We start from the raw sequence: 25,016 nt of genomic DNA, 5'->3' as shown, positions 1-25,016 counted from the left end.
ATGACCCTGTCAAAGACCAATGCCGCACCCTTCCGTGCAGAATTGCACGCACTGCTACTGTGACTCGGTGTTCAGTTCAGACCACCTCAGGTATTTTCTAGAATTGTCGCGACACGGCCGACTCAACGAAGCATCTCGCGCACTTGGCGTCGACCACACGACGGTAGGCCGGAAAGTGACCAGTCTGGAAAGGTTGGCTGGACAGCGTCTCTTCGACCGCACGTCGTCTGGATGGCGGCTGACCGAGGCTGGGCAACGACTGGTCGGGTACGCGGAAACCGTCGAATCAACCCTTATCGCCGCATTCGAAGATCAAACATCGCGAGTCGGATCCCTCCGCGGTTCAGTCCGAATCGCCGCGCCAGATGGCTTCGGCGCATTCGTTCTCACACCCAATCTAGCGACATTGCGGCGACTCCACCCCGACCTGAGCGTCGAACTGGTCACAGCGACCGAACACCACACCGCGAGTGCGCGAGAATTCGATATAGCGATCACTTTGGAACAACCGGGGCCTCGCTTGGTGTCCTCTCGAAAGCTGGCAACCTACGCTTTGCGCCTATACGCGACAGCTGAATATCTCGATAATCACCCGACCATCGCCAAACGAGATGACTTACGGGAACACACACTGATCTGGTACGTCGGAGCTTTACTCGACGTCGCCCCGCTGCGCATCCTCGACTCGATCCTGCCCCCCGAAGGTCGCGCTCAAATCCAGACCAACAACATAACCGGGCACTGGCTTGCCGCGCAGAATGGGCTTGGGATAGCTCCGTTGCCGACATATATCGGCGAACCTGACAAGAACCTGATCTGCGTTCTCCCAGAATCGTTTTCTATCGAGGGGACCTATTGGGTCGCGGTACCGAAAGAGCTCACAGGACTCGCGAGGGTGAAAGCCGTCGACGATCTACTGAACGACGTCGTCCATAACGCGGTCCACTTGAGCCCGGCAACCTGATCAGAAGTGTCTGAATAGCGGTTGATCCGGTCTTTGGTCGACACCTCGCGCTCAGCTTGGCGCGAAGAACTGCCGATGACCGAAATACCGGCCCCCGGGGAGCGACCGAGGTGGACCGAGGGTAGCCGAGAGCCACATGACCCAAAAGGAGCAGGCGCGGAGTTGAACGTCCTCGAGACCGCTTTGGACGCGGAGATGACCAACCACGCATGTCTCGACGGAGGACAACGTCGGGTGTTGTGAGATCCACGGAAACCGGTAGGTGGGGATTTCGCACCGCGGGGAACAGTCGTCCACCTATGAACCGGTTCGACGCCATAGCCGGGCTCGGTTCACACGGACCCCACAGCTTCGCCATCTGCCGCTGGGACCGAATCACCGGTAGCCTCGACCGGGTTCATCGTCATCTCTATGGGAGGAAAGAACTCACATGATCACGAATTTCATCAATCTCATTCTCGGCGGCGTCAGCTCGGCCTCCGCTGGCAGCAGCGGCTTCGAACTGGCTCCGGGCGTGCTCCCTTTCGGTCTGTAACCGCGAAGACCTGTAGACCGAGAAGGAAAGATTGTCTCGTTCTTTCGGTGACGACTACCCGATCTGCGTGACCTGCGGCGTTCAGTACCCGCTGAACGCCGCAGCTTCGCTCGACACAGCGGCTGCTCACTGCTTCATCTGCGAGGACGAGCGCCAGTACGTGGGGTACGGCGGTCAGCAGTGGACAAGCCTCGGCGAACTCAGACTTCAGGGCCATACCGTCGAGATCAGGGAAGAAAGACCCGGGCTCTGGGGGATCGCGACGTCTCCGCACCTCGCCATCGGTCAACGAGCGCTTCTGGTGCCGGGAGACGACGGCAACGTGCTGTGGGATTCCACCACGTACATCGACGATGCCGCCGTCGAGCGGGTCACCGAACTGGGAGGGATCGCGGCGATAGCACTGTCGCATCCGCATTACTACAGTTCGATGGTCGAGTGGAGCCGAGCATTCGGGGATGCGCCGATCTACGTGCACGAGCGCGATGCGCAGTGGGTCCCGAGGAACGACAACGTCGTCCTGTGGTCCGGTGACACATATGAGGTGCTCCCGGGACGCACCCTGATCAATGCCGGAGTTCATTTTGCCGGCGGCACGGTCATGCACTGGCGTGACGGCGTCGATGGCACTGGCGCCCTGTTCGCCGGGGACATCTTCACTGTGGTGGCGGACCGTCGCTGGGTCGGATTCATGTACAGCTATCCCAATCTCATCCCCGAGCATCCCGAGACCATCAGGAAAGCTGTCGATCTGGTTCGGCCCTTCCCGTTCGGGTCTCTCTACGGTGCCTGGTGGGATCGAATCATCACCGCCGATGCCCACGATGCCGTCATCTGCTCGGCGCGAAGGTACTTCGAACACATCGGAGCACCGTTGGACGGTATGCACCTCTAGCTCCTGGTGGCAGGTGCTGATCGCTGTCGGGACGGCATCCGACACCGAGCGCCTGCGGGACATCGTGCCGAGCTGAGCAGCCGGGAGTTTCAACCTTTCTGACGCGGGTACGAACTCGTAATGACTGGAAAACACGCAAAGACGCCACATACCGAGACCACCGACAAGGGTGCCGAAGGCGCTCACACGGACGTGCAGTCGGATCCCGCGGCCGGCCTGGATTCAGGTGACTGGTCGGGTGAAGGTGGCGCAACCACCGACGGCCCCGCCACCGACACCGAATGAATTGACGTATCAGCCCCGGTGACGGTCGGCGCGTTGTACCAGCCGAACGTCGCCGGGCGCGACGACCTTCTCGACCTCGGTGGGTTCGGTGAACCAGCTACCGTCGACGTCGAATACCACGAAAAGGTCGGTGAGCCAGTCGACCTCGATGACCGTGCCGACCGATCCCGCAGGCACGCCGCTGCGCCACGCTCGTATCCCCAAGTCCTGCACCGCGACTACGGTGTCGCCTTGCATGAACTCACCCTGGTTGTCCTCGCTGCGGTCTACCGAACTATTCATGGCCCCCCGACCCGAAATGCGCAGCCCCCGTTGACAGTGACCGACTATGCCGATAAGTCAACAGCAACACCACACACTCTTTCAAGCAGTGAGCGCCCCGCCGAATCGGGCATTTACTTACGGCAAGCCCAGTTGATAGATGCAATCAAGTTCCATGCCGCTAATTTCGGATGTACCGTGCGTTGAGACTGGGCTCCTCCGCACGAGGGCACGCTCCCGCTGTTCGGGCGAGAACAAACTTGTGGCCATAACTCTTCGATGCGACCAATTTCTTGCCATTCCAGCAAATTTACTTGCCGATCCGCGCCGAGCGCTACAACATGAGTGCATGACAACTCGACTGAAGTACGACGCACTCATCATCGGTGGGGGCGCTGCGGGCCTTTCCGCAGCGGTGGCATTAGGACGCTCACGTAGAACCGTCCTCGTCATCGATGCTGGTAAACCCCGTAATGCACCCTCCGCCCACGCCCACAATTACCTCGGCCGCGAGGGTGTCCCGCCACTGCAACTACTCGAGATCGGGCGCACAGAAGCGCGTTCCTACGGCGCGGAAATCGTCTCGAACACCGCGGTCTCGGCGACGAAGGTAGAGGGAGGATTTACGGTGACGCTCGGCGACGGCACATCGGTCACCGGCCGCAGCCTGCTGGTGACGACCGGGCTGACCGATACATTGCCGGACATCCCCGGCATAGCCGACCGTTGGGGCCGCGAGGTCCTGCATTGTCCCTACTGTCATGGCTGGGAAGTCCGCGACCAGGCCCTCGGAATCATCGGCGGCAAGTTCGGTGTCCACCAGGCACTGATGTGGCGTCAGTGGACCGACGACATCGTGCTGTTCACCCAGGATTTCGAGCCTTCCGAGGAAGACCAGGTGAAACTGGACGCGCGCGGCATCCGAGTGGAGACGGACAAGATCGTCGAGCTCGTGATCGAAAACGACACGCTCATCGGCGTTCACATGACGTCGGGTAGAACTGTGCCCGTTCAGGCGGTGGTCGTGAAACCGAAGTTCGAGGCAAATGCGGACATTCTCCTCCAACTTGGTCTCGAGACAACGGAACTGATGATGGGTGACGTTCCCGTCGGCGCCACATCGGTGGCAACCGACCCCACCGGAGCCACGTCCGTGGCGGGGATCTGGGCGGCCGGCAACGTGACCTCGCCGATGGAGATTCTGATTGGTTCGGCTGCAGGCGGTGTTCGTGCGGCAGGCGCCTTGAACGCGTACCTCATCGACGAAGACGTGCGCAGCGCAGTCCGGGCCGCGACCGACGAAGCCGGGGGAGGAACACAAAGCTGACGCAAACCCTTCGTGACCGATGAAATTCGGTCGCAGCAGTAGTGGTTCCGCGCGCTCTCGGGCGATCCTGGGCTAACCTCGCAGTCGGCGGAACGGCCGATTGCCTCCGCCGCGTCGGCGCCGCACACGAAAGGGGAAGCCTTCGCATGGACTCGAAGGTTCTTCCGATGCACCAACTGCTGGCCGGGGTACCCAAATTGGTGGGCATTTCTTCAGCGGTCGTCGCCAGTAGCGTTCTCTTCTTCCGCGGCGACTCCTCGGTTCGCTCGATCGTTCTCGCTACTTTCGCGTTGTCGGCGATCATCGCCATCAGTGTCGGTATTCGTCGATACAAACCTGCCGACGCCACGTCGTGGTGGTGCCTGTTCGGCGCATCTGCACTTTTTCTCGTCGGAGTCGGTCTCCGCGGCGACCCGACGGTCTATCCGGACGGTGTCACCGCACTGTCCAATTCACTGACGCTGGGTGGCTACTGCCTGATCGGGACGGCGCTGGCAAGATGGGTCCTCGAACGACGGTCCAGAGACGACATCACTCCGCTCATCGATGCCGGGCTCATCTCGGTCGGCACCCTCTTCGTGTCGTGGGTGGTGCTGATATCCCCGTTGCTCGACGGCACTGTCAGTACGGCTGCTGCGATCGGCAACGGCGTGTATCCCGCAATCGACGCAGGCATGATCACGCTCGTGACGTATCTGCTCGTCTCGTCGACGCATCGCAATCATGCGCTTCGCCTTCTTCTCGTCGCCTTGCTCGCAATATTGGTCGGCGACCTTGCCTACGCCCAGTCCCTCTCACGCACGGTTCCATTGTCGCCGGGACTTCTGGACGGCATTTACCTCTTCGCCTACGCCGCACTGGCCCTTGCCGCGCTCAATCCGCAGATGGCGACGATGTCGCATCGACAGAGTTCCCCTCCTCGGCACAGTCGCCGTCGGGTGCTGTTCGTCGTCGCCCTCCTGGCGGTGTGCGCGGCCACGTTGGTGCTCGGATCCTCGACCTCGACGGTCGATCTCGTGGTGCGGTCGGCGTTGCTCTCGGTACTGCTGATCGGCACGTTCTTGCGCGGCGAGCGCGCCATGAGCCTCGTCGAACGCAGTGAGGACGACGCCCGATACCGCGCGGCCCACGACGTGCTCACCGGGCTACCGAACCGAACGATGCTCGACGAGCAGTTTGCTCGATTGGCTCTCGCAAGCGGACGCGGGCGAACCTTCGTCCTCTTCGTCGATCTCGACAACTTCAAGACCGTCAACGATTCCTACGGTCACCGGGTCGGCGACGAGATGATCGCTGCAGCTGCCCATCGGATCCGCGCGACAGTACGATCCTCGGACACTGTAGTGCGGTACGCGGGTGACGAGTTCATCGTCATCGGTCGTTGCACTCGTCCCGAGATGGAGGAGGTGGCGCGTTCGGTGATCGAGCGGATCTCCGAGCCGTTCGTACTCAGCGTTGCCACCACGTACATCACTGCGTCCGTCGGGATCGCTGCCGCCGACAACCGCCCGGGCGATCTGGACGATCTCCTCCGCGAGGCCGATATGGCGATGTATCACGCGAAGTCGCTGGGGGCCTCCCGCTTCTCCTTCTTCGACGAGTCGTTGCGCGCGTCCTCGATCGCGGCGATCGAAACAGCCACCGCCCTACGAGGGGCGACCCGACGCGGTGAATTGGTCGTCCACTATCAGCCGATCGTCTCGACCTCCTCACGGAGCACCGTCGTCTACGAGGCGCTGGTGCGATGGAACCGCGACGGCTGTTTACGGTCGCCCGTCGAGTTCGTTCCGATAGCGGAATCCACGAATCTGATCGGTGAGATCGGGGCCTTCGTTCTGCGCACCTCCTTGCGGGATCTGAACGCGCTTCGGGCAGCCGGACAGAACGTCACGATGTCGGTCAATATCTCTTCGGTTCAACTCCGCGACGACTCGTTGCCGAAATTGGTCTCCGACATGCTGGAAGAGTATGGCCTCTGCGGTGCGGACCTTGCTCTCGAAGTCACCGAAACTGCACTCATCGACGACGTCTTCGCTGCCAAGAAGATCCTCGACGAACTGGCGGCGATGGAAGTGTTGATCGTTCTCGACGACTTCGGCGTCGGATACTCCTCGCTGAGCCGACTCCGCGAACTTCCCATCGCCTTGCTCAAGATCGACCGTTCCTTCGTCGCCGAGATCGGCACCAGTGAGTCCGCGGACTCACTCGTCACTGCCATCGCAGCGATGGCGCGGGCGCTGCCTGTGTCCATCGTGGCGGAGGGCGTGGAAACCGAGGAGCAAGCGCGCGCGGTGGAGGCTCTGCATTGCCGGTTCGCGCAGGGATACCTCTATGGGCGGCCTGCGCCACTGGAGCACTGGCTGCAGACCACGCCCGCCTCGGCGCACCCGGTCGATGTCGACTTGTCGAATAGCGTCGAATGAACCACCGCTGCGTGCGATGACCTTCAGACGAACCGGTAACCCATCCCGGTCTCGGTCAGCAGGTGGCGCGGATGCGACGGGTCGTCCTCGAGCTTGTGCCGCAACTGACCGAGATAGATTCGGAGATAGTGCGTTTCGCGCCCATGGTGTGGGCCCCACACGGTCTGCAGAATCTCCTTCTGGGAGACCAGTTTCCCCTGATTTCGAACGAGGAGTTCGAGCACACCCCATTCGGTCCGAGTGAGATGAATGTTCGCTCCGTGTCGCGTCACAGTTTTGGCGGACAGATCGACGGTGAACGAGTCGGTGACCACAACCGCCGCTTCCGCCACATGAGGTCCACGTCGCAGTGCCGCGCGCAGACGCGCGAGTAACTCGTCCATCCCGAACGGCTTGGTGACGAAATCGTCGGCACCTGCATCGAGTGCCTCGACAGTGTCGACAGAGTCGGTACGAGCCGAGAGAACGACGATCGGCACATCGGTCCATCCGCGCAAGCCGCCGATGACGTCGATCCCGTCGATGTCCGGCAAACCGAGGTCGAGGATCACGATCTCGGGATGGAAGTTTGCGGCCACTCGGAGCGCCTCGGCCCCCGATGCTGCCGTCACTACCTCGTAACCGCGCACGTTCAGATTGATTCGGAGTGCTCGCAGGATCTGCGGTTCGTCGTCCACGATGAGAACTCTGACCCGCGGCGTCGCCATCGAATCACCGCCTGCAGTGACCTCGACAGACACACCCTCGCGCATCCGTCGATCCCCTCGTCGCTCGTTGGGCCAGCAGCTACGGATACACCGTACTTCGAGCCGATGCCCAGCTCCACACGCCTATGCCGGACGACCCGAAAGTGAATGCTCTCCAATCTTCCGACGGTGGTCGATTCTGAGATCGAAATGGGACTTTCGGGACACTGCTCTCAGGTTGACGCTCTACAGTCGGACCCAGAAGTCAAGTCTGTACCGACAGAGAGATCCGCCATCAGCTATCCACACCACGCCGACACATCTCACCGAAGCCACAACCTGAGCCACGCCGCTGCAGGAACTGCATGGATTCTCTCGTTCGCATATTTGTTGGCGGAGGTGTTCACGGCTGCTGCGTGGAACACGCCCTACAGCTTTGCCCAGAATTCGATCAGCTCGCTGGGTGTGACGACCTGTGACGTAGATTCGTGCTCTCCGATGCACGACGTCATGAACTCGACGTTCGTAGCGCTCGGGGTATTGACCCTCATCGGCGCCCTATTCTTGCATCGACACATCCGAAATGGTCGGTCGAAGAAGTGGATTCTCTCGCTGGCGGTTGTCATCGCAGTGAGCACCGCAGCCACCGGACTGTTCCCGGCGAACGACGGAGCGCTCATCCATTGGTCGGCAGTGATGCCGGGATTCGTGGCAAGACATGTCGTGCTCGTGCTGATCGCATGGCATCTGTGGCACGAGAAGCGACTGGTGGCGATCTGGTCGGCACTGTGCGCGTTCGTCGGAGTGCTCGGAGCAGTCCTCATGCTGGCGAAAGCACTGCATTTCGGTCTGGGCGAGCGCCTTGCGCTCTACCCCTTGCCGACGTGGATGGCAGTCACCGGCACCGCAGTGTTGCTGGCCTTGGCACGACGCACAGTCCTGCGGAACGTCGAGTTCTCGATGCGCGCGTTCGACCCGCGGATATGGCCACGCGTCTGGATCGCCCCCGCTGTGGATTGCCGTCGTGACCCGCGTCCGGTGAGCGGCAAGCTCACGGTCCTGGCGCCACCCAGTCATTGACCAGTGCCTGTCGATTCCACGGCAGCTCGATCGTCATCTCTGTGCAAGACCGCGTAGTGCGGTGACAATCGAAGCAGACGTGGACTAGACGATCGGGAGCACACCATGAGATACGCACTTCTCCTCAGCAACGAAGAGCCCGGTGAGGGCGTCATTCCAGATGAAGCCAGAGTGCAGATGCAGGAGGCGTTCGGCACCTACGGGAAAGCCCTCGAATCAGCTGGAGTTCTCGTCGCGGCCGAAGTTTTGACCAGCGCATCGGCGACAACCACGGTCACACTTCGAGGCGGTTCGCTTCGGATTCAGGACGGACCGTTCGCGGACACCAAGGAAGCGCTCGCCGGTGTGTTCGTCCTCGACGTTCCCGACCTGGACGCTGCGCTGATGTGGGCCGAGCGTTGTCCGGGCGCACAATACGGAGTGATCGAAGTACGGGCCGCCGCGACGTCGTTCATCGACGGATCGTGGACCTGAAGGCTCGAGATTCTGCCGAGAACTCTGCTCGTGGTTCGTACGGGCGGCTTCTCGCGCTCCTCGCGTCGGCGAGCAGGGACATCGCCGGCGCCGAGGATGCGCTTGCCGACGCGTTCGAACGAGCATTGACGACGTGGCCGAGGGATGGGGTCCCGGCGAACCCCGATGGGTGGCTCCTGACCGTGGCGCGGAATCGGCAGCGGGACGTCTGGAAGTCCTCAGCCCACCGGACGCACGACCCACTGACATCGGCGCCGGAGACCTACGGCCATCTCGCCGAACTCGATCCCGAAGCGCTCGACGACAAGCGGTTGGAACTGATGCTCGTCTGCGCGCACCCGGCGATCGCCCCGGCGGTACACACGCCCCTCATGCTCGACGTCGTGCTGGGCTACACGGCGAAGGACATCGCTCGTGCATTCGCGTTGCCATCCTCCACACTGGCCGCCCGCCTCGGACGGGCCAAACGACGCATCCGCGAGGCCGGAATCTCCTTCGAGCTACCCGACAGATCCGTGTTGCCCGAGCGGGTCGACGCGGTGCAGGCAGCCGTGTACGGCGCTTTCGCCATCGACTGGCACACCAGCGGGACCGAGATGCGCGACGGCCTTGCCAGTGAAGCCCTCCATCTCGCGGAGACGCTCTGCACACTTCTGCCCGAGGATCCGGAAGCGCATGGACTTGCGGCACTCATTCTGCTGAGCACCTCACGCCTACCGGCACGCCAGTTCGACGGCGTCCTGGTCCCGATTCAGGCCCAGGACGTGCAGAGATGGGACGAGGCGACGATTGCGCGCGGTGAGTCGCATCTACGTCGAGCACATGCGATAGGTGCTCTCGGACGGTTCCAACTCTAGGCAACGATCCAGGCCGTGCACTGCGCGCGCCGACACACTGGATCCACCGACTGGGCCACGCTCCGCGCACTGCACACCACACTCGACGCACTGGCGCCGACGCTCGGCGGCAGCGTCGCGTTGGCCGCCGTCACTGCCGAAACCGACGGCCCCGAATCCGGGCTCCGCATGCTCGACGAGCTCGACGGTGCCGAGCGGTTCCAGCCTGCATGGGCGGTACGCGCCCATCTGCTCGAGCGATTGGGCCGCGTCGAGGAATCGGTAGTCGCCTATGAGAAGGCAATCTCACTGTCCGCCGATGCACCGACGCGGCGGTACCTCCGCGGGCGGGCCGACGCACTGCTGAAGAGATGAGCATGTCCCGCTACGAAACCCGCGTCTGGTCGGTCGAATAGGTACCACGGGAAGTTCCTTCAGAAGGAGATACTCATCATTTCCACAGAACGTCGGATGGCGACCTCGGTGCTGGTAATCGGATCGGGGGGATCAGGCAAACGGCCGATGCGCCGACTCGCCCGCATCGACCAGACGCTGATGGAACTTCAAATGCTCGACATCACAACGGATCCCATGGAAATCGCCCCGACCGCACACTATTCCATGGGCGGTGTGTGGGTACGACCGGACGACCACAGCACCGACGTCACAGGCCTGTATGCAATCGGAGAAGCGCAACTCCGTTCGGAGACCGCCGTTTCCGAGGCAAGAGCCGAAGTCGATACCCTGCTCGCGGCAGACGGGCGTGAGAACGTGCGGGCCCTGCAGTGAGCGATTCGCAACACGATGACCGAACATGCGGGCGTCGTGCGGGACGAAGTCGAACTCACGGCGGGATTGACGGAACTCGACGAGATCGAACTCCGCATCGCCGACGTCGGTGTGCATCCGGACATCGCCGTGAGACACGCGGAGGCCACAACAGATCGGACTTCTCGGACCAGGACGCGTCGCTTCAGGTCGACCTGGTGTGGTCGGGCCCCGGCAAGGTCGCACGCGAGGCCATCCCGCCGATCCCGTCGGAGATCGGCGCTCTCATCCGCACGGTCGATTCCACCGGAAAGCTCGTCGAGTAACCCCGTGGTTGCGGGCGTCAGGCTGCCGCTCGCTCCACTTCGGGTTCGACCAGTTCGATCTGATCTACCCATTTGTCGGTGTACTGGAAATGTGGGCGTCGGTCGCCGATGTAGGAGCTGAGCCACGACACGACCGCCACGTACCGGTTCCGAAAGCCCACCATGTACATCAGATGCACTGCCAGCCAGAGAACCCAGGCGATCGGCCCCGCTATGTCTACCTTGCCGAACAGACGCGCGACGGCACTGAATCGACCGACGATCGACATACTGCCCTTGTCGACGTAGCGGAACGGTGTGCCTGCCTTCACCTTTCCCGTAATCAACTTGGCCGCATGCCTACCTTGCTGCATCGCGATGGGGGATTGACCGGGAAGGCTGTTCAGTGACGTGACGTCGCCGATGGCGAAGATGTCCGATGCCGAGCCGACAGTCAGGTCGTCGTGAATCAGTAGGCGTCCGGCGCGATCGGTTTCGCACCCTGTTCGCTCGGCGATCGTCGCGGCCAATGCGCTTGCCTGAACGCCTGCCGACCAGATGACGGTCTTGGCGGCGATGGTGCGTACGTCCTTGGTGTCGACGTCTTTGATCACGACGGTGTCATCGGCGATGTCGGTGACCATGGCACCGGTCACCACTTCTACCCCCGACCGTTCCAGTTTGGCTCGCGCATACTTGCTCAGCCGCCCACCGTAGGCAGGCAATACATCTTTGACGCCGTCGACCAGCGTGACCGTGACATCGTCCGGGGTGATGTCAGGGAACGAGGCGGCGAAATAGCGGTGTGCAAGATCGCGGATCTGACCGGCAAGTTCGACACCGGTCGCGCCAGCGCCGACGACGACGAAGCTCAGAAGCTCACGCTTGGCGTCGATGTCCGAGGTCAGATGCGCTTCTTCGTAGCAACTCAGGATCTGCTCGCGGAGGGCGATGGCGTCGTCCACGGTCTTGAGGGCGAAAGTGCGGTCCTTGAACTCGTCGTGACCGAAATATGCCTGCGTAGCGCCGGTAGCGACGATGAGGCGGCCGTACCGGATCGAACGGGTGGAGCCCGCTGCTGTGTAGGTGAGAACATGCCCCTCGGGATCTACGTCGACGACCCTGCCCAACCGGACATCGGCCGAGTCGTACTCGGCGAGGATGCGCCTGATCGGTGGGGCAATTTCTCCCGTCGAGATCATTCCGGTTGCTGCCTGATAGAGCAGCGGCTGGAACAGGTGCTCGGTGGTGCTGGAGATAAGCGAGAACTTCACGCCAGCCTTGCCCAGAGTCTTGGCGGCAGCCAAAGCTCCGAATCCTGATCCGACGATCACGACCTCGTACTCATCCACGACAAATCCTCCTACTCGAAAGCTGTTAGTTACATGCAACGCTTGTATTCGGTCGCTATCAATGCGAAAGATCGCATAGCATCAATGAGCAGAACTCATGGATGGAGAAAATGTGGAACTACGACAGGTGAAATACTTCCTCGCCGTCGCCGAGGAGTTGAACTTTTCGCGGGCCGCCGAGCGCTTCTACATCTCCCAGTCCGCAGTCAGCCTGCAGATCGCCAAACTCGAACGCGAGATGGGCGAGCCCCTGTTCGAACGGACATCACGTTCCGTCCGATTGACCACTGTCGGAGCACAATTGGTATCGATTGCCCGACACATGATCGAACTGGAACAGTCCGCACTCGCACTGACCGCGCGAAAACGCAACCAACTCAGACTGACCGGCAACATGACCTTCGCCGCGAACGCACTGGCCGCAATCGTGCGCGTGCGTGAGCAACACCCCGAGGCAGAAATCGACTTCGTACTCAAACGATTCGCCGAACAGATCGAAGCAGTCACGACGGGGGATTGTCAGGTCGCACTCATCCGAGGCAGCGTCGAACGATCAGGATTGCAAGCGAAGGAGCTATGGACCGAAGACCTCGTAGTGGTCCTGTCCGAGCGGCACCCATTGGCCGACCGAATCGAACCGAGCCTGGAAGACCTCGCCGCGTACCCACTCCTGCTACCCAAGCGCAGCGAACAAATACTGCTGCACCGCGTCGTCGAAGGTGCGATGAAACGGAGCGGTCTGCGACTGACATTCGGCCCACCCGTAGCCCTCGACCACACCGCGAGCGCTGAACTGCTCAACCGTCCGGACTGCTGGTCGATCCTCTACGCCAGCACCGCCGCAGGCACCCCCACCAGCGGCCTCGTATTCCGACGAGAAGCGCAGCGGCGGTTGCAACTCGCCGTATCCGCGGTCGTCGATGGCACGGTACCCGCCACCGATATTCAGCGAGACCTCGTTGCGGCACTGGCGGAAACGGCGCCCGAACCGCAGGAGAAGTGACCGGGTCGCGTCCATTCGTAAGTGCCGAAAGTGAAGGGCATTGATAACGTCGAAGAATGTCCCACACGTCGTCCAGGGGAGCAGGCTTCGCCCTCGCAGCATTGGCAGCGATGACGGCCGGCCTGACTGTCGTTGGCGCTGAAATGCCGCCGGACGGTGACCCGAAACGTGAACCGACATTCACCGGTGCCCGTGTCTTCGACATCGACCCCGACGGAACCGTAACCGAGATCACAGACCTGGATGAAAGTTTCAGCGAGGGGATCGCGGGAACCTTCGTCCCGGCGACACCGCTGCAGACCCGAGCGATCGTGCGGGAGTTCGACGCCGAAGAGGGCTGGGGTGTCCTGGACGCACCCGAACTGCCAGGTGGATGCTGGGTTCACTACTCCGATATCGACGGAACCGGTTTCAAAGCACTCACCGCAGGCCAGCTGGTCAACGTAGAGTACGAGGATCTCCTCACCCTCTACGGGCCGGGCGCTCAGCAGGATGGTTACGCATTTCGTGCCACACGCGTCCACTCTTGAGCAGCTGCGGCGTGGGCCGGGAAACACTTGCTCACCAGCTCGATCATGATCGATGGTGCCACCGATGCACCCGGTGATGCCCCGAGCAATCCGGTTATGGTTCCGCCTGCGCCGGTGATCAATTCGGTGCCGAACGTGAGCACTCCAGAGTGCGCGATGCGGGTACCGGAAGCCTGAGGGTTGATCAGCTGAGCCCGCTGACCTGCCCGTACCAGGTACCAATCTGCCGGATTCGCCTCCGGGACGAACGTCTTCAAAAGCGCGAATTTCTTTCTTCGCGTTGCCAGTAGCTCACTGAACAGGTAGCGGACCAATGGCAGATTATGAAGCCCGACAGTCAGAAGGGGCAACAAATTATGCAGCCGAACTGTCGTGAACAGGTCTCTCACCGAGCCCGCTTTCAACAACTTGGTACTGAACGTTGCGTACGGCCCGAACATGAGAGATCTTTTGCCGTCGACGACCCGGGCATCGAGATGAGGCAACGACATCGGCGGCGCTCCGAGCGCCGATTGCCCATACACCTTCGCGTGGTGCCGACTTACTACCTCGGGTACATCGGTGCGTAGAAATTCTGCCCCGAAAGGGAACACACCGTATCCGCGTACTTCAGGGATTCCGGATTTCTGCAAGAGTTTCAACGCGTAGCCTCCTGCACCGACAAAGACGAAGTTCGCCTGCACACGGAACCGCTGCTTCGAGTGCACGTTCCTGCCCGACACAAGCCAGGTTCCGTCTGCACGGCAATCTAGGTCGGTCACCTCACGTCCGAGGTGTACACGCCCGCCACCTCGCACCATCGAGTCGGCCAGCGACACCGTGAGAGAACCGAAGTCGATATCGGTGCCACCGGTGTGACGAGTGGCCGCCACCGGTCCGTCCAGCACGCGTCCCGCCATGACCAGTGGCGTCCATTGCTCGATTACGTCGGCGTCCTCGGAGTACTGCATACCGGAGAAGATCGGCGACGTCCGCAGAGTTTCAAAACGCTGCCTCAAGTACTCGACATCGCGATCCCCGAACACGACATTCAGGTGAGGCGTTTCGTTGATGAATGTAGGCGGCAACTCGCCGTCTGCTATCAGCGAGGCCCAGAAGCTCTGTGAGATTCGAAATTGCCGAGCGATGTCCTCGGATTTGGTCGGGTCTGCCGCGTCGGGCATGTAATTGAGCTCGCACAGTCCCGCATGGCCGGTGCCCGCGTTGTTCCATGGGTCCGAGCTTTCGCCTGCAAGTCGATCGAGCCGCTCGAACAACGCAATCGATTTGTCAGGCAACAGCTTTGCGAGAATTGCGCCGAGAGTGGCCGACATGATGCCGCCGCCGATCAGGACAACGTCGAATGTCTCGATTGGTAAATGGGTTCGCGTGATCATCGAAGCCTCCCCCTGTACATGTGCCTTCGGCCGTCGGACTGATATTGGTCGTCACGAACCAATCCGTCCAATGTTGGATTCAGTGGAATATCATCCAGAAATGGATGAGTATCTGCTACCCCATGTCGAGATCGTTGCGCCGCTTCTCGCAGCATTCGACGCAGCGGCCACCGAAGGCCACATCACGCGGGCCGCGGACAAGCTCGGGGTGCCTCAATCTTCGCTGAGCCGACGTCTGAAGACGTTGGAGAAAACGCTCGGTATCGCACTGTTCCAACCCGTCGGAAGGAGAGTGGCGCTCACCGCCGCGGGACGAGAACTCTACGAGCGCACTCATGACGCTATTGGAAGACTCGACGACGCCATCACAGTGGTCAGCGCCAATGCCGACCCATCGAGCGGCTTCGTCCGATTCGGCTTCCCCTTGACACTCGGTCCAATAGGAATTACGGCGATTCTCGCCGAGTTTCATGAAACCGCGCCGCGAATCCGTGTGCATCTCGTACAGGCGCACGGTGAAGCGCTCGCCCACATGATTCGCGACGGCAGGCTCGACGTTGCCGTCGTCATACCCCCGCCAGCTGACCTGACCGTTACAGTTCTCGGAAGTCAGCACATCCGCCTTCACGTAGCGCGCACCAATGCGTTGGCCGGACGTTCAGAGGTAGCTGTTGCCGAGCTCGAGGACGAACCCTTCATCGCGAGTCCACCGTCGTTTCACCTTCGAGCCCTGCTCGACTCCTGGTGCACCGAAGCAGGTTTCACTCCTCGCGTTCCTTTCGAGATCAGCGAAATCGACACCATCCGAGCCCTTGTCGCCCATGATCTCGGCGTCGCGCTGCTGCCGGGGGAATCCGAGCACTCCTCCGTCGTTGCTGTTCGACTGTCGGGGTCACGAGATCGGGAAGTCGGGCTCGTTACCGGCAACCATCGGCCAACGGCTGCGGTCTCTCGTTTCACTCAGCATGTGGTCGAGCACCGGCGCAGGATCACTGCGCTACGGAAATGACCACACCGGATGTGAGCGCTATCTGCTGCTCGGAAACTTCGGCCACGCTTTCACGCAACACCAGGTAGGCCTCGTCCAGCGATACGGCCGCGGACACGCTGGTCCGGTCGGAGAACTCGACGGTCGACTTGTCTCCCAATGCAATTCGGACGACGGTGGCTCCGAGGGAAGGCGGTACGGTGACTGCAGGTATTGGTGCCGGAGGATCCGAAGGACCCGAGAGGACCTCGATGTCGCCACCCGCGAGACAGACCACCGTAGAACCGTCGGATCCTGTGTATTCCCAGGACTCGACCTCTTCGCGTGGGGCCGCTTCGACAACGGTTCCGTCGTCGAACAGGATCGTCAATTCACCGGAATCCGCGGACCCGACGCTCTCGCACAGGCGACCGACGAGAGCAGCGGCAAGTCGCAGCCCTTCGAACTGATTGTCCTCGTCCACCAGCACGTCACCGATCACGAACTCACTGAACGCAACGGTAGCGCCGCCGGCGAACTCGATACTCAGATCGAAGTCCAACAGAACGCGCGTGACGCGTCGGGACCGCAGTGCGAGTTCCATCGTTGCCAGTGTCATCACCGACGACTCCAATCCAGTGAGGTTTTCATTCGCCCGTTCGGTAGAGCCGCCAGAACCACACTGCTGTCACCGCCAACATGACAATGCCCGAACCCAGTACGCCGACGACGAGAAGCATCGTTCCGAGAGCAGCGAGGCCGATGATCCCGGCCAGCTGAAGCCCGTCGCCGATGTGCACTAGAACCGTCCTCTGTCCTGGTCGGGGTGCAACCCTGTCGCTTGAACAATGCCGATGGCGGGAAGCGATGACCGTCAATTCTCGCAGGGAGGAGTTCGGCGGACCCGACGCGCTAGTGCGCTTTCGACCGCTTGGAAAGAACGCGGGTGATCCCGAGCTGGCCGCCGACGATTATCAGACCAACGATCAAACCGAGAATCGCGGATGCGATCGTATTGACGATCCATGCCAACACCCCTCCGATGCCGGCGATATCACCGACAGCGTCCTCGAGGTGGTGAACCAGCTGGTAAATCGGATGAAAACCGAGATCGTCGATTCCGATGAGCAAAATGTGTCCACCGACCCACAACATGGCAGCGGTTCCGACGACGGACAGTACGGACATGACGTGTGGCATCCCACGCACCAGGCCGCGCCCAACCTTCTCCAACAACCCGGTCGAGTTCTCCGCAAGCTTCAGACCGATGTCATCCATTTTGACGATAAGCCCGACGACGCCGTACACGACAATGGTAATCACGACTGCGACGACCGCAAGGACGACCAAGCGGTTCCAGAAACCCTCGCTCGCAATGGTATCGAGCGCAATGACCATGATCTCCGCGGACAGGATCAGATCGGTACGGACAGCCCCGGAGACGACGCTATCCTCATCGCGCGGCTCGTCTGCCGCCGCCTCATCATGCTCACCGTGGCCGAAGAGCACGCCCCAAATCTTGTGCACTGCTTCATAACTGAGGTAGCAACCACCGAGCATCAGAATGGGGGTCAGCAGCCACGGAAGGAACTGGCTGAGCAAAAGCGCGATGGGCAGAATGATGATGAGCTTGTTGCGCAGCGAACCGATGGCGATCCGCTTGATGATGGGCAGCTCACGCTCGGCGGCGAGGCCACGAACATACTGCGGCGTCACGGCCGCATCGTCGATGACTACACCGGCGGCCTTGGCTGTCGCTTTCGCGGTCGCCGCCCCGACGTCGTCGATCGATGCAGCGGCCAGACGAGCAAGCGCTGCGACGTCGTCGAGAAGAGCAACAAGTCCACCAGCCATCACAGACCTCCAAAAAATCAGCGCGTAGAGCATGTAGACGGTCGGCTCCATGAATGCGTCTGATCTCATGAACGTCGTCGTCGGCATCGGTCGTACAGCACAATACCGGCACCGGCCCGCCCCCTATCATCGGCGACTACCGGACAACACGGACACCCGGCTGCCCTTGATCCCTGAACAACCCGGGTACCCAGTCGAAGACCCCCCGATCAGGCTCCCGGGCTGTCTCCGAACATAAGCTCGCGGCCGCTGATCTCCGTAGGGACGATTTCGACGATGTTGTATTTGGTGGTGGGAACCCAGGAGACAAGGTCGAGAGCTTCGGCTTCGGCGATTTCCGCGGAGGTGCTCAGGGTGCGGGCCGTGCCGTGCACGACAACGCTCCAACCGGAAACGCCGGGATTTATGTGATCGACTTCGAAGACGACGCGGTTCTCGATACTGAGCTCGACAAGTTTGGTGCCCTCCGCAGTCCGGAACAACAACCGACCGGCGTCGGCCAGGTAGTTGACAGGGACCACGTCGATCCGACCACCGACCGAGGTCACCAAGCGCCCCAGCCTCTCCGAACGCAGCGCATCCCAGCTCTGCTCCTCGGTGAAGACACGAACCGGCCCAGCAGGGGTATGCGCATCAGGTGCGGTCATGATCCGATTCTCTCACTCCGGGAGCGTTATTGTCTGCCGTATCGGCAACACGTTCGGGCAGCGGCCGCCCGCGCGGCCACTGAGGTCAATGATGTTGTCGGCATGTCATTTTGGGTGTCGGTTCCGTTGCTCACACACTGCCCTTCGAAGTCTGTTACACGTTGCTGTGGGGTTAGGGTCAAAGTGTCCGAGGAGTACGCGGCCGCCGTGTATCAGGGTTTTTACGAGTGTCAGTACGGCAGCAAACGGAAGAGGCAAGCAATGAAGGTTCGTGATCTGATGACCCGCGAGGTCGTGACCGCGCAACGCGACACACCGGTGCGGGAGGCGATCATGCTGTTGACCAGTAAGCGATTCGCAGCGCTACCGGTCGTCGACCGGAAGGGCGCACTGGTGGGGATCGTGTCGGAATCGGATCTTTTGGCGTTTCAGACATCGAATCCGAAAGCGGTGATCTCACCGGCAGTGGTCAGCGAGGTCGAAACAGCGGAACCACAGTGGGAAGCGTCGACCGCGGCAGCGGTGATGTTGGATCGGCATGTGCGCTCGATGCCCGTCGTCGAGTCCGGGATCCTGGTTGGCGTCATCGCCCGCAGCGACGTGTTGCGAAGTCTGATCATCGGCGACAACGAGGTTATCGCCGCGAAAGTCCGCGCACTGCTCGACGACTACTCCGGCAGCACCCGTCGATGGGTGATCGCAGTCCGCAGCGGTGGTGTCGTCGAGATCGGAGGAGGGTTCGACGACGACACCGAACGGCATGTTGTGCACAGGTTGCTCTCCACCATCGACGGTGTCACCAAGGTGAACCTCGATACTCGCACTTCGGACTGACCTCGTGGCGCCGCACACTTCGGGCGGATGATTCGTGTGGCGTCTCGGAGTGGATGTGGGGAGCGTTCAGGCGGCCATTGCCGTCCGAACGAGGAGACCATGGGGAAGAACCGACGAGGAATGTTCTGGTTACCCAGCCTCGTTGCTCCCGAGCTGAATTCATGAAGTTGACGAACGTTTCGACGTTGGGTTCAGAGGGCGATACTGTGCGAGCTCGACATGCATCACGAAACTTCGACATCGGCCGGGAAGTTGTCTCGCCTCGTCCGACATCCGCGCCCTCGGCAACCGTGAGACAGTATTCGCATGACCCAGTTTCAGATCGACAAGACCGACCCGGCACGCACTCGGCTCATCGAGGTGACTCCTGAGGACTATGCGGCGAGCATCGGTGGGGGCGATGTCCTGGTGCGGGTCGACCGGTTCGGCCTGTCGTCGAACAACATCACGTACGTGGTGCTGGGCGATCGCTTCGGCTACTGGAAATTCTTTCCCGCGGCCCCCGGGCAGGACGACGGTGGTGGTGAGGGTGCCGATGAGTGGGGCGTAATGCCGGTGTGGGGCTTCGGAGACGTGGTGGAGTCTCGTTGCGACAATGTCGAGGTGGGGGAGCGGCTGTTCGGCTACTTCCCGCCGGCCACGCATCTGGTGATGCACCCCGACCCTTCGAGACCTTCGGAGAGCCCGGTGCTGGACGCCTCTGCGCATCGCCAAGATCTTCCCCTCAGTTACAACACCTACGAGCGGGTACTGCAGGAGCCGCATTACGACCCGGCCGACGACAATCTGCGGATGTTGCTCAACCCGCTGCAGACCACCGCTTGGGCGCTCTGGCAGGCAATGCGGGAAGCAGAATGGTTCGCCGCTGAACAGGTCGTCATCGTATCGGCGTCCTCCAAGACCGGCCTCGGCCTCGCCCAGGCGTTGAAGCGGGATCACACTTCACCAGAGATCGTCGGGCTCACCTCGCCGAAAAACCGCGACTTCATCGTGAGCCTCGATCTATACGACCGGGTCGTGACCTACGACGAGATCGAGGAGTCACTCCCCCTACGACCCAGCGTCGTCGTCGACATGGCGGGTAGCGGCGCGGTACTCGGACGAGTGCACCGTCATCTCGGACAGGCGATGCTCCGTTCGATCAACGTGGGCCTGACCCACTGGGATGAGGCCGGTGACGGGACAGACATCATCCGTGAGCGCAGCGAGATGTTCTTCGCACCCGGAGTCATCGAAGAACGGATGAAGCAGTTGGGTGCCGCAGAGTTCACTCGGCAGACCCGGGAATTCCTGACGCGCGCCTTTGCCGAAAGTCGAGGCTGGCTCACGATCGAGACCGTGCAGGGCCTCGATGGCATGGAAGCAAAGTATGCCGCCGTTCGCGACGGATCACTGGCTCCTGACCGCGGGATCATCGTTTCCCCTGCCCAGGGCCTCGACGCAGCGCTACAGTAACGGCTCGATTCGAATGGCATTCGGCCCCCATCTCGAATTCCGTTTCGCTGCAGCAGAGTGACCGCCCGTCGCGAGTCGTCAAGTCCAGATCTGCGGAAGTTGGACACTGCACCCAACTGAAGCGAAGCCCGCAGATCTTCGACCTGGGAGTAGAGGGAGAGAGGGAGGGGAGGGAACTATCCTCGCGCCATATCCACGAACCTGGACAGGTGAAGCTGATGCGCCACAGTGATTGTCGCGGTCGGACCGTTACGGTGCTTGCCTAGTATCAGGTCAGCCTCGCCGCCACGGGGGTCGTCACGCTCGATTGCATCTGGACGGTGCAGCAGGATGACCATGTCGGCGTCCTGCTCCAACGAGCCGGACTCACGGAGATCGGACACCATCGGCTTCTTGTCGGTTCGCTGTTCCGGGCCACGGTTGAGCTGACACACCGCAACCACTGGGCATTCGAGTTCCTTGGCCAGCAGCTTGAGTTGACGGGAGAAGTCCGAGACTTCCTGCTGCCTCGACTCGACCTTCTTGCCGGACGACATCAGCTGAAGGTAGTCCACCACAATGAGTTTCAGGCCGTTGCGCTGCTTGAGGCGACGCGCTTTGGCGCGGATCTCCATCATCGTGAGGTTCGGTGAGTCGTCGACGAACAACGGCGCCTCACTGATCTCGCTCATACGACGCGCCAGACGAGTCCAGTCTTCGTCGGTCATCTTTCCGGAGCGCATGTCGCCGAGCTTGATTCCTGCCTCGGCCGACAGCAGTCGCATCACAATCTCGGTGCGGCTCATTTCCAGCGAAAAAATAACACTTGGCATGCCGTGCTTTATGGAGCACGAACGCATGAAATCCATACTGATGGTCGATTTGCCCACACCAGGCCTGGCCGCAACGATAATCATCTGGCCTGGGTGAAGACCGTTGGTGATTTCGTCGAGTTCCGCGAATCCGGTGGGGACACCGAGCGAAATTCCTCCGCGGCTGGCGATCGAGTCGATCTCGTCCATGGTCGGCTGGAGTAGCTCTTCGAGGGGAATGAAGTCCTCCGAAGTGCGACGCTCGGTGACCTCGTAGACCTCGGCCTGCGCACGGTCGACCACCTCGGCCACATCCTGGCCGTCGGCGCCGGCGTAGCCGAACTGAACGATGCGTGTGCCGGCCTGAACGAGCCGCCGCAGAATGGACTTCTCCGCGACGATCTCCGCGTAGTAGCCGGCATTGGCAGCCGTCGGCACGGTCTGAGTGAGCGTGATCAGGTACGGCGGGCCGCCGATCCTCTTCAGTTCGCCACGTCTGTCCAGTTCGGCCGAGACGGTGACGGGGTCGGCGGGCTCCCCGCGGCTGTAAAGGTCGAGAACGGCGTCGTAGATGTTCTGGTGAGCCGGACGGTAGAAGTCGCCGGGGCGCAGCACCTCGAGGACGTCAGCGATGGCGTCCTTGCTCAGGAGCATGCCGCCTAGTACCGACTGCTCTGCAGCCATGTCCTGTGGGGGCTGCCGACCGAAGTCCTCGCCTGGGGCCTCTCGTGGTGCCTCGGAGGAGTAATTCGATTGACCTCGATCATCTACAACAGCCACCGAATTCGACCGTCCTTCCTGTCGGAAATCACCATCGTCGTTTTGGCCCGGCGACGTACTGCAACAAGACGTACTGCAACAAGTTGTACCCCTCGACTACGAGGCCCCCGGGTACTGAGCGCCGCCACCGAACACACCCACCTTGTGCGGTGGAGAGACGCTCGAGGGACGTTAGGTGTTCTCGTCGTCAGTCACAACACGGCCTGTGGATGAATCTGTGGAGTAATTGTGGATAGTTCATACGAACCGTGTTGACCACCTGGGGATAACCTGGGTATAACTTTTCCAATTTTGGCCATATCACCAGCTCAGAGGATGTATATAAAGTTTCTCTCCTGTGCATGGATTATTTCGCGGCGTGTCGTCCGAGTTGACAACTCGGGCGTGTTGAATAAACAGCAAGTGAATTTAATAGTGAATTAGGTCACAGTGGCTGGGAACACTCACCAAAACCGGCAACAGGATTGGTCTGCGGCACATTTGCCGATCTCACCCATGAATCCGGGCTCGAACTCTTAGCGACTCGGCTCTCCTGCGCGTCACCGAGGCCCTCGCCATTCGGCAAGATCCGCCGATCTCGACCCAGGCGTTGCAGATTCCGACCGCCGCCTCGCCCGCCCAGTCGGGACCTCACGACACCAACCCCTCCGCGGCGATGAACCGGGCCACGTCCGACTGCACAACGGCTCATGCGCAACCCCCGGCCCTTCCGCGTCCACGCCGCGATACAGCAGACCATCGAGACAAGAAAAGGCCCCACGAACCTAGAGTTCATGGGGCCTTTCTCAGCCGATACGGCCGAAGCTACGAATCAGCTTCCGACGACGTCCAGCTTGAACTTTGCGGTCACATCGGGGTGCAGGTTGACGACGATGTCGTGGCCACCCGTGCTCTTGATGTGAGCCTTCGGCAGATCGATGCTGCGCTTGTCGACGATCGGGCCGCCCGCTGCCTTGAGAGCAGAAGCAACGTCCGCAGCCGTAACCGAGCCGAACAGCTTGCCCGAATTGCCTGCAGTCTTCACTGCCAGCTTGACGGACTCGAGTCCTTCGATTGCCTGCTTGAGCTCGTTGGCGTGCTCGAGGCCGCGGACGGCACGAGCTTCCTGAGCGCGGCGAATGCCCTCTACCTGCTTTTCGGCTCCGCGAGTGGCCAGGATGGCCAACTTGCGGGGCAGCAGGAAGTTGCGGCCGTATCCGTCTTTGACCTCGACGGTGTCGCCGGGCGTACCGAGGTTGTCAACATCAGCGGTGAGGATCAGCTTCATGAGTGATCTCCCTTTCTATCGTGCCGTCGCGGCGTAAGGAAGCAATGCAACCTCACGCGAATTCTTCACGGCAACGGCCACGTCGCGCTGATGCTGGACGCAGTTGCCGGTGACTCGACGCGCGCGGATCTTGCCGCGGTCGCTGACGTACTTACGCAGCAGCGTCGTGTCCTTGTAATCGATCGACGCGTCCTTTTCCTTGCAGAAGGAACACGCTTTCTTCTTGAGCACCTTGTCGCGCAATGGCGGTTTTGGCATGGTCTTTCTCCGTTACATCTGGGTGTTCTCGATCTTTCAAGGATCTAGAACGGGGGTTCGTCGTCTCCGCCGCGAGCTCCACCGAACGAACCCGACGCCTGAGGCGCACTGCCCCAAGGGTCATCTCCGCCGGTGGGTGCCGAGTTGGCGTTCGACGACGAGCGTCCGCCGCCTGATCCACCTGAGGAACCGGAGCCGCCGCCGCCGAAGCCGCCGCCTGCTCCACCACCACCGCGATTGGCCTTGTTGACCTTTGCGGTTGCGTAGCGCAGGGATGGGCCGATCTCATCGACCTCGAGCTCTACGACAGTCCGCTTTTCGCCCTCACGCGTTTCATATGAACGCTGCCTGAGCCGTCCGGTCACGACTACTCGCGCACCGCGGGTCAAGCTCTCGGCCACATTCTCCGCAGCTTCACGCCAGATGTTGCAGCGCATGAAGAGTGCGTCTCCGTCTTTCCATTCGTTGGACTGACGATCGAACGTGCGGGGAGTGGACGCAACGGTGAAGTTGGCCACGGCCGCGCCGGCCGGGGTGAAACGAAGCTCTGGATCTGCCGTCAAGTTCCCGACGACGGTGATGACGGTCTCGCCTGCCATGGTTCCTCTTTCAGTAGAAAGTCATTGTTGATGCCAGCCTAGAGGCGAGCAACGACAATTACTTGCCCTGTCGCAGGACCTTCGTGCGCAGCACGGACTCGTTGAGTCCGAGCTGGCGGTCGAGTTCCTTGACAGTCGCAGGCTCGGCGTTGATGTTCACAACGGCGTAGATGCCCTCGGCGTGCTTCAGGATCTCGTAGGCCAGACGACGCTTGCCCCAGACATCGACCTTGTCGACGCTGCCGCCGTCCTTGCGAACGACGTTGAGGAACGTATCGAGAGACGGAGCGACAGTGCGCTCGTCAAGGTTGGGGTCGAGAATGACCATCAATTCGTAATGACGCATAAGACCTCATCACCTCCTGTGGACTAGTGAAAACGGCCACGGACTATCCGTGGCAGGAGGGTCGTTGCGTCAGCAACCCTTGGAGGGTACACGGCTACACCCTGACCTGCGAAATCAA

At 61.3% G+C, this 25,016-nt stretch carries 28 protein-coding genes and 1 pseudogene; 16 read left to right on the top strand and 13 right to left on the bottom strand.

Annotated features, from left to right (window positions below):
• Window positions 1–67 precede the first annotated feature (67 nt).
• The 3 genes from QMK32_RS07080 (at window position 68) to QMK32_RS07070 (ending at window position 2,679) form a co-directional block, all read left to right on the top strand.
• On the top strand, window positions 68–964 hold the full coding sequence (locus QMK32_RS07080; RefSeq protein ID WP_283473905.1) for a LysR family transcriptional regulator: 897 nt from the start codon (window positions 68–70) through the stop codon (window positions 962–964).
• Window positions 965–1,530: 566 nt separating this feature from the next.
• The gene (locus tag QMK32_RS07075) at window positions 1,531–2,394 is read left to right on the top strand and encodes an MBL fold metallo-hydrolase (RefSeq protein ID WP_283473903.1); all 864 of its coding nucleotides are present in this window, start codon (window positions 1,531–1,533) and stop codon (window positions 2,392–2,394) included.
• Between the two features lie 120 nt (window positions 2,395–2,514).
• Entirely contained in the window at window positions 2,515–2,679 is a 165-nt protein-coding gene (locus QMK32_RS07070) for a hypothetical protein (RefSeq protein ID WP_269302058.1), read from the top strand.
• A 9-nt stretch (window positions 2,680–2,688) separates the two neighbouring features.
• Here QMK32_RS07070 and QMK32_RS07065 read toward each other — a convergent pair whose 3' ends face one another.
• On the bottom strand, window positions 2,689–2,961 hold the full coding sequence (locus QMK32_RS07065; protein WP_283473901.1) for a hypothetical protein: 273 nt from the start codon (window positions 2,959–2,961) through the stop codon (window positions 2,689–2,691).
• Between the two features lie 328 nt (window positions 2,962–3,289).
• Here QMK32_RS07065 and QMK32_RS07060 point away from each other — a divergent pair, with 328 nt between their 5' ends.
• Both QMK32_RS07060 and QMK32_RS07055 read left to right on the top strand, forming a co-directional pair.
• Window positions 3,290–4,267 (top strand): NAD(P)/FAD-dependent oxidoreductase, encoded by a 978-nt coding sequence (locus QMK32_RS07060; RefSeq protein ID WP_283473900.1) that lies wholly within the window; start codon window positions 3,290–3,292, stop codon window positions 4,265–4,267.
• Window positions 4,268–4,413: 146 nt separating this feature from the next.
• Window positions 4,414–6,690, top strand: a complete 2,277-nt coding sequence (locus QMK32_RS07055) for a putative bifunctional diguanylate cyclase/phosphodiesterase (RefSeq protein ID WP_283473898.1) — start codon at window positions 4,414–4,416, stop codon at window positions 6,688–6,690.
• Window positions 6,691–6,713: 23 nt separating this feature from the next.
• Here QMK32_RS07055 and QMK32_RS07050 read toward each other — a convergent pair whose 3' ends face one another.
• Window positions 6,714–7,397, bottom strand: a complete 684-nt coding sequence (locus tag QMK32_RS07050; RefSeq protein ID WP_283474026.1) for a response regulator — start codon at window positions 7,395–7,397, stop codon at window positions 6,714–6,716.
• Between the two features lie 366 nt (window positions 7,398–7,763).
• Between QMK32_RS07050 and QMK32_RS07045 the strand changes: the two genes are divergently transcribed.
• From QMK32_RS07045 to QMK32_RS25240, 6 genes and pseudogenes are all read left to right on the top strand, one after another.
• Window positions 7,764–8,456 carry a DUF998 domain-containing protein gene (locus QMK32_RS07045; protein WP_283474024.1) on the top strand — a complete coding sequence of 231 codons (693 nt, stop codon included), beginning with the start codon at window positions 7,764–7,766 and terminating at the stop codon, window positions 8,454–8,456.
• A gap of 105 nt (window positions 8,457–8,561) precedes the next feature.
• Window positions 8,562–8,930 (top strand): YciI family protein, encoded by a 369-nt coding sequence (locus QMK32_RS07040; protein WP_269302054.1) that lies wholly within the window; start codon window positions 8,562–8,564, stop codon window positions 8,928–8,930.
• On the top strand, window positions 8,921–9,787 hold the full coding sequence (locus tag QMK32_RS07035) for an RNA polymerase sigma factor (protein WP_349307549.1): 867 nt from the start codon (window positions 8,921–8,923) through the stop codon (window positions 9,785–9,787). Before QMK32_RS07040 ends, QMK32_RS07035 begins: the two co-directional genes overlap by 10 nt.
• A 15-nt stretch (window positions 9,788–9,802) precedes the next feature.
• Window positions 9,803–10,141, top strand: a complete 339-nt coding sequence (locus QMK32_RS25245; RefSeq protein ID WP_349307548.1) for a tetratricopeptide repeat protein — start codon at window positions 9,803–9,805, stop codon at window positions 10,139–10,141.
• Between the two features lie 96 nt (window positions 10,142–10,237).
• Window positions 10,238–10,555, top strand: coding sequence for an FAD-binding protein (locus QMK32_RS07030; RefSeq protein WP_283473896.1), 318 nt, complete (start codon window positions 10,238–10,240; stop codon window positions 10,553–10,555).
• A 15-nt stretch (window positions 10,556–10,570) separates the two neighbouring features.
• Window positions 10,571–10,618: pseudogene (locus QMK32_RS25240) on the top strand (hypothetical protein); the annotation flags it as partial.
• 259 nt (window positions 10,619–10,877) lie between these two features.
• On the opposite strand, the gene QMK32_RS07025 reads toward QMK32_RS25240, so the two are convergent.
• Entirely contained in the window at window positions 10,878–12,191 is a 1,314-nt protein-coding gene (locus tag QMK32_RS07025; RefSeq protein WP_283473895.1) for an NAD(P)/FAD-dependent oxidoreductase, read from the bottom strand.
• 97 nt (window positions 12,192–12,288) lie between these two features.
• Between QMK32_RS07025 and QMK32_RS07020 the strand changes: the two genes are divergently transcribed.
• Together QMK32_RS07020 and QMK32_RS07015 are read left to right on the top strand one after the other, a co-directional pair.
• Window positions 12,289–13,194, top strand: a complete 906-nt coding sequence (locus QMK32_RS07020) for a LysR family transcriptional regulator (protein WP_283473892.1) — start codon at window positions 12,289–12,291, stop codon at window positions 13,192–13,194.
• Window positions 13,195–13,250: 56 nt separating this feature from the next.
• Window positions 13,251–13,724 carry a S1 domain-containing protein gene (locus QMK32_RS07015; RefSeq protein WP_283473891.1) on the top strand — a complete coding sequence of 158 codons (474 nt, stop codon included), beginning with the start codon at window positions 13,251–13,253 and terminating at the stop codon, window positions 13,722–13,724.
• On the opposite strand, the gene mqo is transcribed toward QMK32_RS07015, so the two are convergent.
• Complete coding sequence (gene mqo, locus QMK32_RS07010) at window positions 13,691–15,100, bottom strand: malate dehydrogenase (quinone) (RefSeq protein ID WP_283473890.1); 1,410 nt, start codon at window positions 15,098–15,100, stop codon at window positions 13,691–13,693. The genes QMK32_RS07015 and mqo overlap by 34 nt on opposite strands.
• A 100-nt stretch (window positions 15,101–15,200) precedes the next feature.
• Between mqo and QMK32_RS07005 the strand changes: the two genes are divergently transcribed.
• Window positions 15,201–16,109: a LysR family transcriptional regulator gene (locus QMK32_RS07005; protein ID WP_283473889.1), complete on the top strand. Its 909-nt coding sequence runs from the start codon at window positions 15,201–15,203 to the stop codon at window positions 16,107–16,109.
• On the opposite strand, the gene QMK32_RS07000 is transcribed toward QMK32_RS07005, so the two are convergent.
• The 4 genes from QMK32_RS07000 to QMK32_RS06985 all read right to left on the bottom strand — a co-directional run bounded on the left by QMK32_RS07000 (window position 16,090) and on the right by QMK32_RS06985 (window position 18,568).
• Window positions 16,090–16,686 carry a DUF6188 family protein gene (locus QMK32_RS07000; RefSeq protein WP_283473887.1) on the bottom strand — a complete coding sequence of 199 codons (597 nt, stop codon included), beginning with the start codon at window positions 16,684–16,686 and terminating at the stop codon, window positions 16,090–16,092. The two genes, QMK32_RS07005 and QMK32_RS07000, sit on opposite strands and share 20 nt — an antisense overlap.
• Window positions 16,687–16,714: 28 nt before the next feature.
• A complete protein-coding gene (locus QMK32_RS06995; RefSeq protein WP_283473886.1) occupies window positions 16,715–16,867 on the bottom strand; it encodes a hypothetical protein in 153 nt (50 codons plus the stop codon).
• 112 nt (window positions 16,868–16,979) lie between these two features.
• Window positions 16,980–17,921 carry a DUF808 domain-containing protein gene (locus QMK32_RS06990; protein WP_269302843.1) on the bottom strand — a complete coding sequence of 314 codons (942 nt, stop codon included), beginning with the start codon at window positions 17,919–17,921 and terminating at the stop codon, window positions 16,980–16,982.
• 209 nt (window positions 17,922–18,130) lie between these two features.
• Window positions 18,131–18,568: a pyridoxamine 5'-phosphate oxidase family protein gene (locus QMK32_RS06985; RefSeq protein ID WP_136170650.1), complete on the bottom strand. Its 438-nt coding sequence runs from the start codon at window positions 18,566–18,568 to the stop codon at window positions 18,131–18,133.
• Between the two features lie 261 nt (window positions 18,569–18,829).
• On the opposite strand from QMK32_RS06985, the gene QMK32_RS06980 reads away from it, so the two are divergent.
• Window positions 18,830–19,402, top strand: coding sequence for a CBS domain-containing protein (locus QMK32_RS06980; protein ID WP_283473883.1), 573 nt, complete (start codon window positions 18,830–18,832; stop codon window positions 19,400–19,402).
• Between the two features lie 306 nt (window positions 19,403–19,708).
• Window positions 19,709–20,857 carry a DUF2855 family protein gene (locus QMK32_RS06975; protein WP_283473880.1) on the top strand — a complete coding sequence of 383 codons (1,149 nt, stop codon included), beginning with the start codon at window positions 19,709–19,711 and terminating at the stop codon, window positions 20,855–20,857.
• A 176-nt stretch (window positions 20,858–21,033) separates the two neighbouring features.
• Here QMK32_RS06975 and dnaB read toward each other — a convergent pair whose 3' ends face one another.
• The 5 genes from dnaB to rpsF all read right to left on the bottom strand — a co-directional run bounded on the left by dnaB (window position 21,034) and on the right by rpsF (window position 24,898).
• Complete coding sequence (gene dnaB, locus QMK32_RS06970) at window positions 21,034–22,428, bottom strand: replicative DNA helicase (protein WP_283473879.1); 1,395 nt, start codon at window positions 22,426–22,428, stop codon at window positions 21,034–21,036.
• An 811-nt stretch (window positions 22,429–23,239) separates the two neighbouring features.
• Complete coding sequence (rplI, locus tag QMK32_RS06965; RefSeq protein WP_186627378.1) at window positions 23,240–23,695, bottom strand: 50S ribosomal protein L9; 456 nt, start codon at window positions 23,693–23,695, stop codon at window positions 23,240–23,242.
• 15 nt (window positions 23,696–23,710) lie between these two features.
• On the bottom strand, window positions 23,711–23,953 hold the full coding sequence (gene rpsR / locus QMK32_RS06960; protein WP_084345822.1) for a 30S ribosomal protein S18: 243 nt from the start codon (window positions 23,951–23,953) through the stop codon (window positions 23,711–23,713).
• A 44-nt stretch (window positions 23,954–23,997) separates the two neighbouring features.
• Window positions 23,998–24,552 (bottom strand): single-stranded DNA-binding protein, encoded by a 555-nt coding sequence (locus QMK32_RS06955; RefSeq protein WP_269302045.1) that lies wholly within the window; start codon window positions 24,550–24,552, stop codon window positions 23,998–24,000.
• Between the two features lie 58 nt (window positions 24,553–24,610).
• Complete coding sequence (gene rpsF, locus QMK32_RS06950; protein WP_186627379.1) at window positions 24,611–24,898, bottom strand: 30S ribosomal protein S6; 288 nt, start codon at window positions 24,896–24,898, stop codon at window positions 24,611–24,613.
• Window positions 24,899–25,016: the final 118 nt, after the last annotated feature.

The organism is Rhodococcus sp. H29-C3 (assembly GCF_030063405.1).
In the GTDB taxonomy this organism is placed as follows: Bacteria; Actinomycetota; Actinomycetes; order Mycobacteriales; family Mycobacteriaceae; genus Rhodococcoides.
Note: the sequence above shows the minus strand (reverse complement) of the source record. Positions and strands in the feature narration are given on the sequence as shown.